General features: G+C 67.2%; 15 protein-coding genes and 1 pseudogene. 3 read left to right on the top strand and 13 right to left on the bottom strand.

Annotation, left to right across the window (positions count from 1 at the left end; translation table 11 throughout):
* Positions 1-73: 73 nt before the first annotated feature.
* From AVE30378_RS31575 to AVE30378_RS31530, 10 genes and pseudogenes are all read right to left on the bottom strand, one after another.
* A complete protein-coding gene (locus AVE30378_RS31575) occupies positions 74-796 on the bottom strand; it encodes a tetratricopeptide repeat protein (RefSeq protein WP_129247021.1) in 723 nt (240 codons plus the stop codon).
* Positions 793-1,431 (bottom strand): lipoyl(octanoyl) transferase LipB, encoded by a 639-nt coding sequence (gene lipB / locus AVE30378_RS31570; protein ID WP_129247018.1) that lies wholly within the window; start codon positions 1,429-1,431, stop codon positions 793-795. The genes AVE30378_RS31575 and lipB overlap by 4 nt, the downstream gene beginning before the upstream one ends.
* 12 nt (positions 1,432-1,443) lie before the next feature.
* Positions 1,444-1,728, bottom strand: a pseudogene (locus AVE30378_RS31565) (YbeD family protein); the annotation flags it as partial.
* A 102-nt stretch (positions 1,729-1,830) separates the two neighbouring features.
* Positions 1,831-2,697, bottom strand: a complete 867-nt coding sequence (locus AVE30378_RS31560; RefSeq protein WP_129247014.1) for a D-amino acid aminotransferase — start codon at positions 2,695-2,697, stop codon at positions 1,831-1,833.
* A 142-nt stretch (positions 2,698-2,839) separates the two neighbouring features.
* Positions 2,840-4,096 carry a D-alanyl-D-alanine carboxypeptidase family protein gene (locus tag AVE30378_RS31555; protein ID WP_129247012.1) on the bottom strand — a complete coding sequence of 419 codons (1,257 nt, stop codon included), beginning with the start codon at positions 4,094-4,096 and terminating at the stop codon, positions 2,840-2,842.
* Positions 4,097-4,392: 296 nt separating this feature from the next.
* Positions 4,393-5,046, bottom strand: a complete 654-nt coding sequence (locus tag AVE30378_RS31550; protein WP_129247010.1) for an alpha/beta hydrolase — start codon at positions 5,044-5,046, stop codon at positions 4,393-4,395.
* A 32-nt stretch (positions 5,047-5,078) separates the two neighbouring features.
* The gene (locus tag AVE30378_RS31545; RefSeq protein WP_129247008.1) at positions 5,079-5,681 is read right to left on the bottom strand and encodes an ABC-type transport auxiliary lipoprotein family protein; all 603 of its coding nucleotides are present in this window, start codon (positions 5,679-5,681) and stop codon (positions 5,079-5,081) included.
* Between the two features lie 5 nt (positions 5,682-5,686).
* Entirely contained in the window at positions 5,687-6,634 is a 948-nt protein-coding gene (locus AVE30378_RS31540) for an MlaD family protein (protein WP_208742476.1), read from the bottom strand.
* The gene (locus AVE30378_RS31535) at positions 6,621-7,460 is read right to left on the bottom strand and encodes an ABC transporter ATP-binding protein (RefSeq protein ID WP_129247006.1); all 840 of its coding nucleotides are present in this window, start codon (positions 7,458-7,460) and stop codon (positions 6,621-6,623) included. The genes AVE30378_RS31540 and AVE30378_RS31535 overlap by 14 nt, the downstream gene beginning before the upstream one ends.
* Positions 7,460-8,590 carry an MlaE family ABC transporter permease gene (locus AVE30378_RS31530; RefSeq protein WP_129247004.1) on the bottom strand — a complete coding sequence of 377 codons (1,131 nt, stop codon included), beginning with the start codon at positions 8,588-8,590 and terminating at the stop codon, positions 7,460-7,462. The genes AVE30378_RS31535 and AVE30378_RS31530 overlap by 1 nt, the downstream gene beginning before the upstream one ends.
* A gap of 93 nt (positions 8,591-8,683) precedes the next feature.
* On the opposite strand from AVE30378_RS31530, the gene AVE30378_RS31525 reads away from it, so the two are divergent.
* From AVE30378_RS31525 to AVE30378_RS32690, 3 genes are read left to right on the top strand one after another with little or no spacing between them, the layout of a single operon-like run.
* Entirely contained in the window at positions 8,684-9,532 is an 849-nt protein-coding gene (locus AVE30378_RS31525) for a biotin--[acetyl-CoA-carboxylase] ligase (RefSeq protein WP_129247002.1), read from the top strand.
* Positions 9,529-10,335: a type III pantothenate kinase gene (locus AVE30378_RS31520; RefSeq protein ID WP_129247000.1), complete on the top strand. Its 807-nt coding sequence runs from the start codon at positions 9,529-9,531 to the stop codon at positions 10,333-10,335. Before AVE30378_RS31525 ends, AVE30378_RS31520 begins: the two co-directional genes overlap by 4 nt.
* Positions 10,336-10,347: 12 nt before the next feature.
* Positions 10,348-10,512 (top strand): hypothetical protein, encoded by a 165-nt coding sequence (locus AVE30378_RS32690; protein WP_165360353.1) that lies wholly within the window; start codon positions 10,348-10,350, stop codon positions 10,510-10,512.
* On the opposite strand, the gene AVE30378_RS31515 is transcribed toward AVE30378_RS32690, so the two are convergent.
* From AVE30378_RS31515 to AVE30378_RS31505, 3 genes are all read right to left on the bottom strand, one after another.
* Entirely contained in the window at positions 10,509-11,810 is a 1,302-nt protein-coding gene (locus AVE30378_RS31515) for a 3-deoxy-D-manno-octulosonic acid transferase (RefSeq protein ID WP_129246998.1), read from the bottom strand. The genes AVE30378_RS32690 and AVE30378_RS31515 overlap by 4 nt on opposite strands.
* A 1-nt stretch (position 11,811) precedes the next feature.
* Complete coding sequence (gene waaC, locus AVE30378_RS31510) at positions 11,812-12,849, bottom strand: lipopolysaccharide heptosyltransferase I (protein WP_129246996.1); 1,038 nt, start codon at positions 12,847-12,849, stop codon at positions 11,812-11,814.
* 183 nt (positions 12,850-13,032) lie between these two features.
* Positions 13,033-14,955 carry a polysaccharide biosynthesis protein gene (locus tag AVE30378_RS31505; RefSeq protein ID WP_129246994.1) on the bottom strand — a complete coding sequence of 641 codons (1,923 nt, stop codon included), beginning with the start codon at positions 14,953-14,955 and terminating at the stop codon, positions 13,033-13,035.
* Positions 14,956-14,985: the final 30 nt, after the last annotated feature.

Raw genomic sequence — 14,985 nt, 5'->3', positions numbered from 1 at the left:
CGTATGGAAATCACGCAAACCCTTCGACCAAGAACTCTTCCTGGCCAAGCAGGCTTGCGTGAAACCATAGAATCTACGCCTCATACAGCGCCGGGAATCCGCTGGCCTGGAGCATGGCGTTGGCTTCGCGGAGGAAGGCGGGCGTGGCCGTCTCGGGCACGCGGGCCAGCCATTGCGCGGCGTCTTCCTTGCGGCCGCGCAACAGCAGCAGCCGGCCCAGGTGGAACATGCCGCGGAAATCGCCGCCTTCGGCGCAGCGCCGGTAGCAGTCGAAGGCGCGCTCCATGTCCTGCTCGACCGCGTCGCCCGCTTCGTAATAGCGGCCGACCATGCCGATGGATTTCACGTGCCCGGCCTGCGCCGCCTGCTGGTAGAGGGCCAGCGCCGCCGCGGAATCCTGCGCCACGCCGCCGCGGCCGCCGCGCAGCATGTGGGCGTAGTTGTACATGCCCCAGTCCAGCCCCCGGTCCGCGGCCAGCCGGAACCAGTACGCCGCGACCGTGTCATCGGACGCCACGCCCCAGCCGTTCTCGTAGCAGCGGCCCACCATGTTGATGGCCATGAGATGGTCGGCGTTGGCCGCGCGCTTGAACCACGCCAGTCCTTCCGCCTGGTCGCGCTCGACGCCGGCGCCGTCCAGCAGCATCTGCCCGTAGATGGCCTGGGCTTCCGTCAGCCCCAGTTCGGCGGCCGCCCGGATCCAGGCGGCGTAGTCCTCGGCGGGCCCTTCTTCCCGCAGGCGGGCCAGTTGTTCGGGCGTGGTGGCGGCGACGTCCGCCGCGCTATAGGTCTTCATGTCTTGTTCCTCGCTCGGCGCCAGGCCTGCTCCAGGTTGCGTCCCAGCGCGTCGCCCGCCTCGGTGGGCGCGCGCCGCGCGCCGCAGCTCGCCATGTCGACGGTCCGCAGCCCCTGGTAGCCGCAGGGGTTGATGCCCAGGAAGGGCGTCAGGTCCATCGACACGTTCAGCGAAACGCCGTGATAGGCCCGGCCGTTGCGGATCTTGATGCCCAGCGCGGCGATCTTGGCCAGTTCGCCCCCGTCGGGATCGGGCACGTAGACGCCCGGCGCGCCGGGCTTGCGACAGGCGTTCACCACGCCCATCTGGGTCAGCGTATCGATGACCGCGCCTTCCAGCAGATTCACGTATTCCTTCACGTACATGTCCGCGCGGCGCAGGTCGAACAGCGCGTACGCCATGACCTGCCCGGGGCCGTGGTAGGTCACCTGTCCGCCACGGTCGCAGCGGACGATGGGGATGTCGCCGGGGTTGAGCACGTGTTGCGGCAGCCCGGCCTGGCCCAGGGTGTAGACCGGCGCGTGTTCGCAAAGCCAGATCTCATCGGGCGTGTCGGCGCCGCGCAGGTTGGTGTAGGCCTGCATCTCCTGCCAGACCGACAGGTAATCCGCGGGCCGCGCGAGCCACTTGATCACAGCCGGCCCGCTCTAGAGAACGATGGACACCATCGGATGGCCGTGCAGCGCCCGGTAGAGCTCGTCCAGTTGTTCGCGCGACGTGGCGCGCACCGTGAAGGTCAGGCCCAGGTAGTTGCCGCCCTTGCTGGGCCGCATTTCCACCGTGGCGGCGTCGAAGCCGGGATCGAACTGCAGCACAACCTCGGTCAGCGTCTGCGCGAATTCGGGATGCTGCTTGCCCATGACCTTGATGGGGAAGTCGCTGGGGTACTCGATGAGAGAGTCTTCGGGCGGGATATGCATGACGGTTACCTGGGAAGATTGTTGCCCTGAATGTTCTTATATGGGGGCAAACGGTGCGCCGGCAAGTGCCCGCGGAACCCCCGGACGGCCCCGAGGGCCGCCCGGAACAACGGTCTACAGCGCGGCGATGCGGGCATCATAACCCGCACGCAATTGCTCAAAAACAGGGCCGGGCTTGCCCGAACCCACCGGCTTGCCGTCCAGGGAGACGATGGCCAGCACTTCCTTGGTGGCCGAAGACAGCATCAGTTCGTCCGCCTGCTCCACCTCCTGCTGGGAGATGCGGCGCGACTCGAACGGGATGCCCGCCTCGGCGGCCAGTTCGCCCATCAGGCCGTAGCGGATGCCTTCCAGGATCAGGTTGTTCTTGGGCGGCGCCAGCAGCTTGCCGCCGGAAACCACCCAGATGTTGGTGGACGAGCCTTCGGTCAGGTAGCCGTCGCGGAACTGGACGACCTCGTCGACCTGGGCGTCGACCGCCTGCTGCTTGGCCAGCACGTTGCCCAGCAGGGAAACCGACTTGATCTCGCAATGCAGCCAGCGTTCGTCGGGAATGCCGATGGCGGCCACGCCCTGGGCGCGCTGCGCGGCCGTCGGCGGCGACCAGGCCGAAACCATGCCGAAGACGGTGGGCGCGACCGGAACGGAAGGGAACTGGTGGTCCCGCTTGGCCACGCCGCGCGTCACTTGCAGGTAGACGATGCAGGTTTCCATGTCGGTGCGCGCCAGCAATTGCTGGATCAGGTCGATCCAGCCTTCGCGGCCGAAGGGCTGGGCGATCCGCAGGGCAGCCAGGCTGCGGTCCAGGCGGTTCAGGTGCTCGGCCATGCGGAACGCATTGCCGTGGTACACGGGGACGACTTCGTAGATGCCATCCCCGAAAATAAAGCCGCGGTCGAGGACGGAGACCTTGGCCTCGTCCACGCGCAGGAATTCACCGTTGAGATACACCTGGCTTTCGCCCGGCACGCCCGGAATCATGAGGCACTCCTGAAAAGGAAAAGATAGGGACGAACCGCCAGGTCCGTCCCGGGAATGAAATACGGGCGTTTCATCACGAAACGCCCGTCGCTAGCTTACACCTGCGGCGCGCCCGCGGCGCGGCGCCCGTGGCCCGAAACCCTTATTCGAACCAGCGCTTGACGGTATCGACCATGCGGCCGAAGAAGCCCGCGCGCTCCACGGCGTCCTGCACCACCAGCGGCTCGCTGCGCAGCACCTTGCCGTCCAGCGTGAATTGCAGGGTGCCGACCTGCTGGCCCTTGGCCAGGGGCGCGATCAGCGGATCGGTGCGCTGCGCCACCGGCTTGAGGTCGCCGGCCTTGCCGCGCGGCACCGCGATCGACACGGGGTTGGGCGGGCCCAGCTTGACGATTTCGGCCATGCCTTCCCAGACGCGCACGTCGATGCCGGGCTGGCTCTTGTCGAACAGCTTCACGGTGTCGAAGTTCTGGAAGCTCCAGTTCAGCAGCTTCAGGCTCTCTTCGGCGCGCGTGGCCTCGCTGTCGGTGCCCACCACGACCACGAGGATGCGGCGGTCGCCGCGCACGGCGGTCGACACCAGGCAATAGCCCGCCGAATCGGTATGGCCGGTCTTCATGCCATCCACCGAGGGATCGGCCCACAGCAGGCGGTTGCGGTTGGGCTGCGTGATCTTGTTGTAGGTGTAGCTCTTCTGCTTGTAGTAGTGGAAGAAATCCGGATGATCGGTGATCAGGTGCGACGACAGGATCGCCAGGTCGCGCGTGGACGTCATGTGCTGCGGATCGGGCAGGCCCGTGGCGTTCATGAAGTGCGTATTCTTCAGCCCCAGGCGCTCGGCTTCCTGGTTCATGAGCGAGGCGAACGCGCTTTCGCTGCCGCCGACCGCTTCGGCCAGCGCCACGGACGCGTCGTTGCCGGACTGCACGATCATGCCCTGGTTCAGTTCATCCACCGTGACCGGCTTGCGCGGTTCGATGAACATGCGCGAACCGCCCGTGCGCCAGGCGTGTTCGGACACGGGCACGGTCTGCTCCAGCGTCAGGCGCTTTTCATCGAGCGCGTTGAACACGACGTACGCCGTCATGATCTTGGTCAGCGAGGCCGGCTCCACCTTCATGTCCGGATTGGAGGCCGCCAGGGTCTGGCCGCTGTTCACGTCCATCACGATCCAGGCCTTGGCCGCGATCGTGGGCGCCGGCACGGCCGACACATCGCCCACCGGGACCACCGCCGAAGCCGACGGCGCCGGCGCGGCGGCCGGGGCGGCGGCGGGAGCCTGCTGTTGCTGCGCCCAGGCCGGCATCGAGGCCGCGAGCATCGCCGACAGCACCGCGCCGGAAAGCAGGCGGCGAGTAAAGACGACGGGGGAGTGAGCGGAGTAAGGCAAATTCTTCATCGGCAACGTGGGTCCAGGAATGACGCCCGCCGGCGCGGGTCAAGTGGCTGACAATTATAGGCAGTCGATAGGACCACCTTCGCCCGTGCAGGGTTCCCCTTGCGGCTAAAACATGCAACGTGATGCAACCTGGGAGGTTTGGTGGGTGTCTGACACCCGGGAAGGCCTCTATATCCGGACGCGTGTTTCGTACGGGTGTCAGACACGGGCGCATATGAAGAAGTGTCTGACACCCGTACGAGACGTTCATCAGGCTGAAGCCGGCTTCCCCGGGTGTCAGACACCACCCCAGCGTCTCAATCCAGCGCAACCTTCAACCGCGCCTGCACCAACTGGCGCAGCACCAGCAGCTTGCCGTGGAAGAAATGCGACGCGCCGGGCACCACGACCACCGGGATGGAACGCGGGCGCGCCCAGTCCATGGCCTCGGACAGCGGCACGACTTCGTCCTCTTCGCCGTGCACCAGCAGCGTGTCGCCGGGCACCTGCACCTCGTGCGACTGGAAGCGGTTCACCGCGGGGCCCATCAGCATCAGGGCGGACGGCAGCGCCGGATCGCCCTGCTCCGCCAGCGCGGCATACGTCTGCGCGGCGACCGCGGTGCCGAAGGAAAAGCCCGCCAGCACCCACGGCGCCTGGGCCAGTTCAGGATGCAGTTCACGCATCTGCGCCACCACGTCCAGCATGTCCCGGGTCTCGCCCACCGATTTGTCGAATGCGCCTTCGGACAGGCCCACGCCGCGGAAATTCGGGCGCACCGCCACCAGGCCGTGCTGCACGCAGGCCCGCGACAAGGTCGTGACCACCTTGTTCTCGCGCGCGCCGCCCTGCAGCGGATGCGGATGCAGCACCAGCGCCCAGCCTCGCGGCGCGCCGGCGGGCCAATCGACGGCGCAATCGATGCGGCCGGCGGCGCCGACGAATGCGTGGGTTTCAGTGCGTGCGGACATGGCGAAACTCAAGAAACGGAAAAAAAACGATGTTAACCGCCCGTCCCGGGCGAGGGTTTCAGGGTCGCGGCCAGCCATTGCGCCAACTGATCCGCGGCCTCGCTGCTGGCCTGGCGCAAGGCCGCCACGCCGCCCGCGGCATCCTGCGTCGGCGCGGCCGCCTGCACCGCGATGCGCTTCTGGCCCAATACGGCGCGGCCTTCCACCAGCACCGCCTGCAACAGGATGCGTCCCTCGCTGGATTGGCCGTCGGCGGCGAACACCTGCTCGAACTGCGACAAGTACACCTGCAATTGCGGCGTCTGCAGGCTGACGCGCTCGTTCAGCACCGGCCCCTGGCGCGACAGGCGGTCGGCGATGCGCTGCCGCACCAGCTCCGTCGGCGACGAAGCCCAGCGGTAGGTGGCATAGGCCTTGGGCGCGGCGCTGTCGCCCACGCGCCAGATCACGCTGGTGTCGGACAGGCTGGGCACGGCCTGGAAGACCATCGCGATGGGCTGGCGCGCCGGCAGGGCCGGCACGGGACTGGCGTCCAGGCCCAGATCGAACGCGGTGGGCGGCGCGGGCACGCGGCCGATGCCGCAACCCGCCAGGGCCAGGGTCAGGATGAAAACGGCGCTATGCATCTTCGTCATTTGGCTTATCTCCCGAATCCGGCAAAGCCGGCTTCGCCGGGTCCGGGTTCGCGGGGAGCCGGGCCGAACAGGAACGATTGCGGCGTGTTGTCCACACGGCGCAGGGTAACGGACGCGCCCCGCGCGGCCTCGCTGACGTTGGCGGCCATGCCGGTGATCGCCGGCAGGGTTTCGCCGTCCAGCCGCGCGGCGGCCAGGGCGATGTCGTTGAGGCTGCTGGTCGCGGCGGACAAGGCGCCGCCGGGACCCGTCAGGCGCGCCACGGACTGGCGGGCCTGCTGCGCCAGGTCGCCCACCTCGCGCGCGGCGCGGTCCGCCTGGCGCGACGCATTGCCCAGCGAATCCATCAGCGGCCCCACCTTGGCCATCGCCGGCGCGAGGTCGCGGCTGGCCTCCTTCAGAGATTGCGTGAGGTCGGTGGCATTCTGCAGGCTGGCGGTCAGCGCCTGCACGTTCTGCTCGCTCAGCACGCGGCGAAGCTGCTCGGTGACCTCTTCGACGTTCGCGATGAGCTTGCCGCCGCGCTGCTCGACGCGGTCCAGAAAGCCGGGGCGCAGCGGAATGGCGGCGGGATGGGCCGCCGACGACTCCAGGCGCGCCATCGAGCTGCCGTCGTCGCGCAGTTCCACGTTGGACATGCCCGTCACGCCCTGCACGCCCAGCTCCGCCCAGGTCGATTCGGTGATGGGCGTGTTCGGCGCGATGCCGATGCGGATGCGCACCTGCCCCGGCTTGTCCGGATTCAGGGCCAGCGACTGCACCTTGCCGACGGGCACGCCTTGATAGCGCACGGTCGACTGCGGATTCAGCCCGCTGACGGCGGTGGCGGAGATGATTTCGTACGGCTGCAACTGGGTCCGGTCCCGGCCGATCCAGACGGCCGCCAAGGCAGCGGCAGCCAGCAAGACCAGCGTGAAGATACCGGCCATGAGCGCATGACTACGGTTTTCCATGATGCAATCCCTTCGGCGCCAGATCCCCCAGCGCGCGCAAGCCGCGCTCGCCCAGGAAGAACGTGTGAATGAACGGGTGATCGACCTTCAATACTTCCGGCACCGTGTCGCACACGATCACCCGCTTGTCGGCAAGCACGGCGACACGCGTGGCCAGGGCCAGGAGCGTATCCAGATCGTGCGTCACCATGACCACGGTAAACCCCAACTGCCGGTGCAGGCTGCGCACCAGGTCCACGAATTCGTCGGACCGCAGGGGATCCAGGCCGGCCGTGGGTTCGTCCAGGAACAGCAATTCCGGATCCAGCGACAGCGCGCGCGCCAGCGCCACGCGTTTGACCATGCCGCCGGACAGGTCCGACGGCCGCTTGTCGGCATCGCGCGCGGACAGGCCCACCATGGCCAGCCGACACATGACGACGTCGCGCACCAGGTCTTCCGGCACCGTGCGCAGCTCGCGCAGCGGCAATGCCACATTGTCGAACACCGACAGCGCGGAAAACAGCGCCCCCGCCTGGAACAGCATGCCCCAGCGGTAGGACAGGCGCCGGCGCTCGCCCGGACTCAGCTCCAGCAGCGAATGGCCCAGCACCCTCACCGTGCCCGCCGCCGGCCGGTCCAGCCCGATGATCTGCCTCAGGAGCACGGTCTTGCCCGTGCCCGACCCGCCCACCAGCACCAGGATCTCGCCCGGGAAGACGGTCAAGTCGAGGTTGTCGTGCACGACGTGGTCGCCGAACGCGGTCCGCAGGCCGCGCACCGTGATGACGGGCTCGACGGTGACCCCGTCTTCCGTGAACAAGCGGTTCTGGGTCGCGCCGTTCATCAGATGCCCACCGAACTGAAGACCACGGCGTACAGCGCGTCCAGCAGGATCACGCCGGTAATGGACGTGACGACCGACGTGGTGGTGCCGCGCCCCAGGCTTTCCGTGTTGGGCTGGATGCGCAGGCCGAAATGGCAGGCGATCAGCGCGATCAACATGCCGAAAGTCACTCCCTTCAGCACGCCGATCCAGTAGTTGGTCAGCGAAATGGCGTCCGGCAGCGACTGCAGGAACCATTGCGCCGACACGCCCAACTGCACCTGGGCTGCCAGCATGCCGCCCAGGATCGCCATGGCGTCGGTCCACAGGACCAGCAGCGGCATGGTCACGGCCAGCGCGACCACGCGCGGCAGAATCAGGCGCTGCCCGTGCGAAATGCCCATGACCAGCATCGCGTCCAGTTCCTGCGTCACGCGCATGACGCCGATCTGCGCCGTAATGGCCGAGCCCGAACGGCCCGCGACCAGGATGGCGGCCAGCACCGGCCCCAGCTCGCGCACGATCGACACGCCCAGCAGGCGCACGATGAAACGGTCGGCGCCGATCATCTGCAACTGCTGCGCCGACAGGTAGGACAGCACCACGCCGATCAGGAAACCGACCAGCGCCGTGATGCCCAGCGCCTGCGCGCCGGTGCGGTACACCTGCGCCGAGATCTCGCGCCACGGCCCCAGCCGCGGCCGCCGCAGCATGGCGCCCAGGTCCAGGACCAGTTGCCCCAGCATGGTGAGCAGCGCGCAGCCGTTCTCGGCCGCCTTGAAGACGGCCCCGCCCACGGCGCGCAGCCAGGCCCAGGGATCGGCCGTGGGCGCCGCGGCCGGCGTGCCGCCCTTGTTCATGGCCAGCGCATTGAAAACGTCCTGCTGGCCGGGCGACCAGCGCACGCGCTCGGGCAGCTTTTCGCCCCAGGCCTGCCAGATCAGCAAGGCGCCGATCGTATCCAGGCGGCCGATGCCGTGCAGGTCCCAGCGCGCGCCGTTGCGGGCCGCCCGCGACAGGACCTGGCGGCGGCGTTCCACTTCGCCGGGCTCGGCCAGCGCCAGGACGCTCCAGTCGCCGGCCATGTGGCAAACGTCGCCTTCATGGCGAAAAGGCGCGGCGGCGGGTGCGGACGAAACGGAATGCGGCATGCAGAGAGAATATCCATGCAAAATGTATCGCCAATGATATACGCAGGCGCAGGCGGACCGCGAGGGCGGGCCGCGTGCCCTACAATCGCCGCCATGCCCGATCAAGTCCCACCAATCGACCTGCCCGCGCCAGAAGCCCTGGCCCGGGAACTGGCCGCGCGCCTGCCCGCCTTCCAAGACATCGCCTGGACCGGCAGCACCGGGTCGACCAATGCCGATCTATTGGCGCGCGCACGCGCGGGCGCGGCCGGCAAACCCTGGCTGCTGGGCACGCACCTGCAGGAAACGGGGCGCGGACGGGCCGGCCGGCCCTGGCAGAACCGCTCGGGCTCCACCCTGATGTTCTCTTGCGCATTCGACGTGCGCCTGCCCGCCGCCCAGTTGCCCGCGCTGTCGCCGCTGGCCGGCGTGGCCGCGTGCGAAGCCCTGCGCGCCGTCGCCGGCCCTGGCGCGGCGGGCCTGTGCATGAAATGGCCGAACGACGTGCAATGGCACGACGCCAAGCTCGCGGGCGTGCTGGTCGAGACCACCCGCAACCCCGGCGGCCGCGAAGCCGGCTACACCGTCGTCATCGGGATGGGCGTGAACCTGATGGACGCGGACCGGCTGTCGCTCGCGCTGGACCGCGAGGTCGCCGATTGGAGCCAGGTGCAGGCGCACGCCTCCCGCGCCGCCACGGCCGCCGATCTGGTCTGCGCCAGCGCCACGGCCTGGCATAACGCGATCCTGGACCTGGAGCGCGAAGGCTTCGGCGCGTTCAAGCGGCGTTTCGGCCAGGTGGACGCCCTGGCCGGCCGCAAGGTCAACGTCCTGGACAAGGGCGCTATTCTTCTTAGCGGCACCGCTTGCGGCGTGGACGACCATGGCCGCCTGCTGGTGCAAACGCCCGAGGGCGCCACGCCGATCCTGGTCGGTGAAATCTCGATTCGACGCCAAGCATGATTATCCTCATCGACTCCGGCAACAGCCGTCTCAAGGTGGGCTGGCTGGACGCCGCCAACCCCGACACGCCGCGCGAACCGGCGGCGGTCGCCTTCGAGGGCGTGGATCTGGACGCCCTGGACCGCTGGCTGGCCGCGCTGGCGCGCCGCCCCACGCGCGCGCTGGGCGTGAACGTCGCCGGCGAAGCCCGCGGAGCGGCCATTGCCGCCATCCTGCAAAAACACGGCTGCGCCGTGGCGTGGTCGCCTTCGCAGGCCTCCACGCTGGGCCTGGTCAACAGTTACCGCGTGCCCACGCAACTGGGCGCCGACCGCTGGGCCTCGCTGCTGGGCGTGCTGTCGCGCCTGCCCGGCACGCATCCGCCCTTCGTGCTGGCCAGCTTCGGCACGGCCACCACCATCGACACAGTCGGCCCCGACAACGTCTTTGCCGGCGGGCTGATCCTGCCCGGCCCGGCCATGATGCGCAACGCCCTGGCGCACGGCACCGCCAACCTGCCGGTCGCCAACGGCCAGGTCGTGGCCTACCCCACGGACACGCACGAGGCCATCGCCTCGGGCATCGCCGCGGCGCAGGCCGGCGCGGTCGTGCGCCAATGGCTGGCCGGACGCCAGCGCTATGGCCAGACGCCACAGATCTACGCGGCGGGCGGCGGCTGGCCCGAAGTGCACCAGGAAATCGAACGCCTGCTGGCGGATGCCGGCGGGGCCTTCGGCGCCGCGCCCGTGCCGGTCTACCTGGATCACCCCGTCCTGGACGGACTGGCCGCGGTCGCCCGCGCCGCCCTGGACGCCAACGCCTGAGCGAGGCCCGGCATGCGCGTGCTCTTCATCCTCATCCTGCTGGCGAACCTGGGCGTCTATGCGCTGGGCCAGGGCTGGCTGGGCATGCGCCCCGAAGACGAAGGGCGCGACACCCGCCGCTTCAGCCAGGAATTGAATCCCGGCGCGGTCACGCTGGTCCCGCGGGCCGCTCCCTAAGGCTCTGCCCGGGCGTCCAGCCAGGGCGCCAAGGCCTCCAGCGTCCGCCGGGTGGCGCCCGCATGCGCGCCGAACCAGGCCCGCGCCGCCTCGCCGCCGCGCCGGCGCCGCGCCTCGTCCGCCAGCAGCGCCATCGCGGCGTCCACCGCCTGCCCCGCGTCGGGCGCGCGCTGCACCGCGCCCGCCTGGATGGCGTCTTCGGCCGCCTGCTTGAAATTGAACGTATGCGGCCCGACGATGACCGGCACCCCCGCTGCGCACGCCTCGATCAGGTTGTGCCCGCCCAGCGGCGCGAAACTGCCCGCGACGATCGCGACTTCCGAGGCGGCGTAGTAGAACGCCATCTCGCCCAGCGTATCGCCCAGCAGCACCACGGTCTCGGGGCTCGGATCCGCGCCCCCTGAACGCCGCGTGTACGGCAGGCCCGCGTCCTCCAGCAGGCGCGCGACCTCGTCGAAGCGTTGGGGATGGCGGGGAATCAGCAGAAACAGGGGGCATTCATGCGTCCCCGGAATTTTGGCGTGGCGCTTGATCGCCTCGATGAAACCGCCGTCCTCGCCCTCGCGCGTGCTGGCTACGGCCACCACGCGCCGGCCCAGCCGTTCGCGCCACGCCTGCCCGGCCCGCACCTGCGCCTCCGGCAATTCCAGGTCGAACTTCAGGTTGCCCGTCACGACGGGCGGCCTTGCGCCCGCCTGCGCCAGCCGCGCGGCGTCCTCGGCGGTCTGCGCCAAGACCGCGTCCAGCCCGGCCAGGGCTTCGCGCATCACGCTGCCCATCCGGCCCGCCTGGCGCAGGGATGACGCCGAAAACCGCGCGCTGACCAGCGCCATGGGCACGCCCGCCTCCCGGGCGGCGGCCAGCAGGTTCGGCCAGATCTCCCGTTCGATCAACAGCCCGCAGCGGGGCCGACGGCCGGCCATGTAGCGGCGGGCCGCGCCGGGAAAGTCGTACGGCAGCCAGGCCTGGCGCAACTGCCCGCGGGCGATGGCGTCCTGGAACAACCGTGCGCCCTCGGCCCGCCCGGTCGCCGTTACATGTGTCAGCAGCACCGGCAGGCCGCGGTCCAGCAGCGCCTGCAGCAAGGGTTGGGCGGCCCGGGTCTCGCCCAGGCTGACGGCGTGCACCCAGACGGGAGCCGCCTGCGGCGCGGAGGACTCCGCGGCCGGCAGCCGGCCGAACCGTTCCGGCGAGAAGATTTCCCATTGGCTGCCCGCCCGCCTGGCGCGGCGGCCCATCCATAGCCAGACCAGCGGCGACAGGGCCCTGAGCGCCAGGGTGTAGACGCCGCGTTTCATGTCATTGGGCGGCCAGCGCCTGCTCCACCGACGCCATCACGGCCTCGCGCGACGGCGAAGCGCCGCGGTCGCCCAGGCTGGCGGTGTAGTTCGAGCCGACCAGCGGCGTGCGCACCGGGGTCGACGCCCGGTAGATGCCGATCGTGGGGCGGCCCAGGGCCGCCGACAGATGCGTCAGGCCGCTGTCCAGGCCCACCATCAGGCGCGAACCGGCCAGCAGGCGCGCCACCGAAGTCAGGTCCATGCGGGGCATAACTTCGGCGCCGTCCATGCCGGCGATCAGTAGTCCGGCACGCTCGGCCTCCTGTTCGTTGCCAGCCAGCAACTTCAAGGTGCAGCCAGCATCGCGCAAGCGACGGAACACAGCTCGCCAATCCTCTTCGGGCCAGAGTTTGTCTTCGCGGCTGGCCGAAGGCATGATTACTGCGTAGCCGCGGTCGTTGTCCACATGGTGAAGCCGCGGCAGGTCGTTGGCATTCAAGCCCTCACTTCCGATCTGTTGTATGAGATCAGCGGACTGTCTCACCTCGCGACCGAAAGACTGCAGCCCGAAATCCGGCAAACCTGTGCATTGGTACCCGAATGCTAGCGCTGCCAATTTACGTTGGCGGATTACCGCCGGCTGCCAAAACTCCACCCGATGGCGAACGTTGTAGAAAAGCGAAGCCAATGGCTCGCGCGCCGACCGCCAATCCAGCCCATGGCGCACGCCCCACGCCTGGTGGACCAACCAAGCGGACTTCAGCAAGGCTTGCATGTCCAGTACGACGTCGTACTGTTTCGAGCGTAGCCTTTCCCGAAGAACCTTCCGCTCTGCCCTCACCTGCGCGGACCACCATGCCTTTCGCCAACGGCGATGGGCCACTTTGATGACTTCCTTGATCGCAGGGTGCCACAAGGGAATCTCGGCGAACGCTTCTTCAGCGATCCAGTCAATCTCGGCGTCGGGAACATACCTGGCAATATCAGAAATTGCTGGCAGCATATGGACGAGGTCGCCCAATGACGAAGTACGAACGATAAGAATGCGTGTTGGCATCGATAAGAGCTAAAGAGATCCGGACGGTACGCGCGGAAACTGGCGTGGCACCGGTAAGTCCACCGACAAACCGCAAGCACAATCCTGGCAATTTACAACAAACCCGGCGCGCTAGGATTCCGACAGCGGCGCTTCAGTTGCCTAAGAAGGGCGGCTGCGGCCTGAAGTCGTATCGGCAGCCCCTTACATACCACGTTCCAGATGTATCCAATCCACAATACCGCCATTCGGGCGGTAGCCTGATACCAGCGCCAGCAGAAAGGTGCGTACGGTAGGAATATCATTCACCTCCAAAGCGCATCGCAGTTCATCTAGCTTTCCCTGAAGCACAGGCCAAGGCAGACAGTCTTCATGGGCTTTCATGATCCGAGAATGCTGAGTAGGCTCGGGACTATCTCCGATCAGGAGTTCTTCGTAGAGCTTTTCTCCTGGCCGCAATCCGGTGACTTCAATCTCGATATCTCCGTCGGGCTCTTGCGCGGTCCTCATCTTCAAGCCAGACAGCTCCACCATCCGGCGCGCCAGATCGATGATTTTGACAGGTTCGCCCATGTCCAGAACAAAAACGTCCCCACCCTTGGCCATAGCCCCCGCCTGAATCACCAGCTGCGCAGCCTCGGGGATTGTCATGAAATAACGCGTGATCTCCGGGTGGGTCAGCGTAATCGGTCCGCCCGTCTTGATCTGATGACGAAATTTAGGAACCACCGACCCAGACGAGCCCAACACATTTCCGAAACGGACCATGGAAAACTTGGTGACGGTTTTCTCCGCCGCCAGCGCCTGCAGCACCATCTCCGCTAGCCGCTTCGTCGCACCCATCACATTGGTGGGCCGAACGGCCTTGTCGGTACTGATCAACACAAAATCCGCGACTTGCTGGGCAATTGCTGCCTGGGCAACGGTTAGCGTGCCGAGAACATTGTTGCGCACCCCTTCCGCGGGATTGTGCTCCACCAAAGGCACGTGCTTATAGGCTGCCGTGTGGTAAACGGTATCAGGCCTCCATGCCGCCATGATCTCGCCCATGCGAATCTCGTCGCGTACCGAAGCCAGCAATGGCACCAGCCTGAACGTAGGGCTGCCGGCATCGGCCTGCAGTGCGCTCAGTTCCTGATGCAACTCATACAGCACATACTCGTTTTGCTCGACCAGCAAGAGCGCGGCCGGCCCAAGGTTCACAATCTGTCGACACAGTTCGCTTCCGATCGAGCCGCCTGCTCCCGTCACTAGAACCATCTTGCCGGTAATATTTCGGGACAACAATTGAGGGTCGGGCACCACGGGCTCCCGGCCCAACAGATCATCGATGTCCAACTCCCGCACGTCCGCAATACTGACCCGCCCTTGGGCCAGATCAGTCACGCTCGGCAGCGTGCGCACGGATACCCGAGCGGGTAATACTCTCCGCAGAATTTCGTTGCGACGATGGCGGCCGGCCGATGGCAACGCGAGTAACACATCGTCTACCTCCAAGGAGGCGACCAGCATGGGCAAATCGGCGGGCGAATAGACCGCCAAGCCGTTCAGTATCCGACCGTGCAGGCGATCATCATCGTCCAGAAACCCGACCACCCGCATTTCCGGGCTATTGGCCATGGCGGCCGCAAGCTGCCTGCCAGCTGAGCCTGCGCCATATATGAGCGCCTTAGGCAGGGCGTTGCGCTGCAGTTGCCCGCGATACAATCCGCCCAACCAATATCTGGCGATGGCTCGGGAACTGCCCACTGTCAACAAAAGCAAGATGGGTTGGATAAGGCCCACAGTGCGCGGTATGCCATTCACGCCAATTGCGGTAAAAATCGCGGAGTATACGAGGCCATAGACCACGATAGCTTTCAGCACGGCGATCATCGCCGGTAATCCCGAATATCGGAAAATGGCGCGATAGAGGCCCGAGACGATAAAAATGGGCAACGCGATGCCCATCGATGCCACCGCGGCCCAAAGAGGGCGGCCAGACAACAACACCCAATCGTCAAGGCGCAAATAGAAGGCGAGCCAGGTGGTAAGCACACAGAGGCTGGCATCGACGGAGAGCGCAAGCAGCCTCTTGGCCGGCAATGTCCCACAGACAGTTGAAGGTTGGGACGGCGGGTGCGGCATAGATTATGCGACCTTGCGATCATGGTCAAT

This window comes from Achromobacter veterisilvae (assembly GCF_900496975.1).
GTDB classification, from domain to species: Bacteria; Pseudomonadota; Gammaproteobacteria; order Burkholderiales; family Burkholderiaceae_B; genus Achromobacter; species Achromobacter veterisilvae.
Note: the sequence above shows the minus strand (reverse complement) of the source record. Positions and strands in the feature narration are given on the sequence as shown.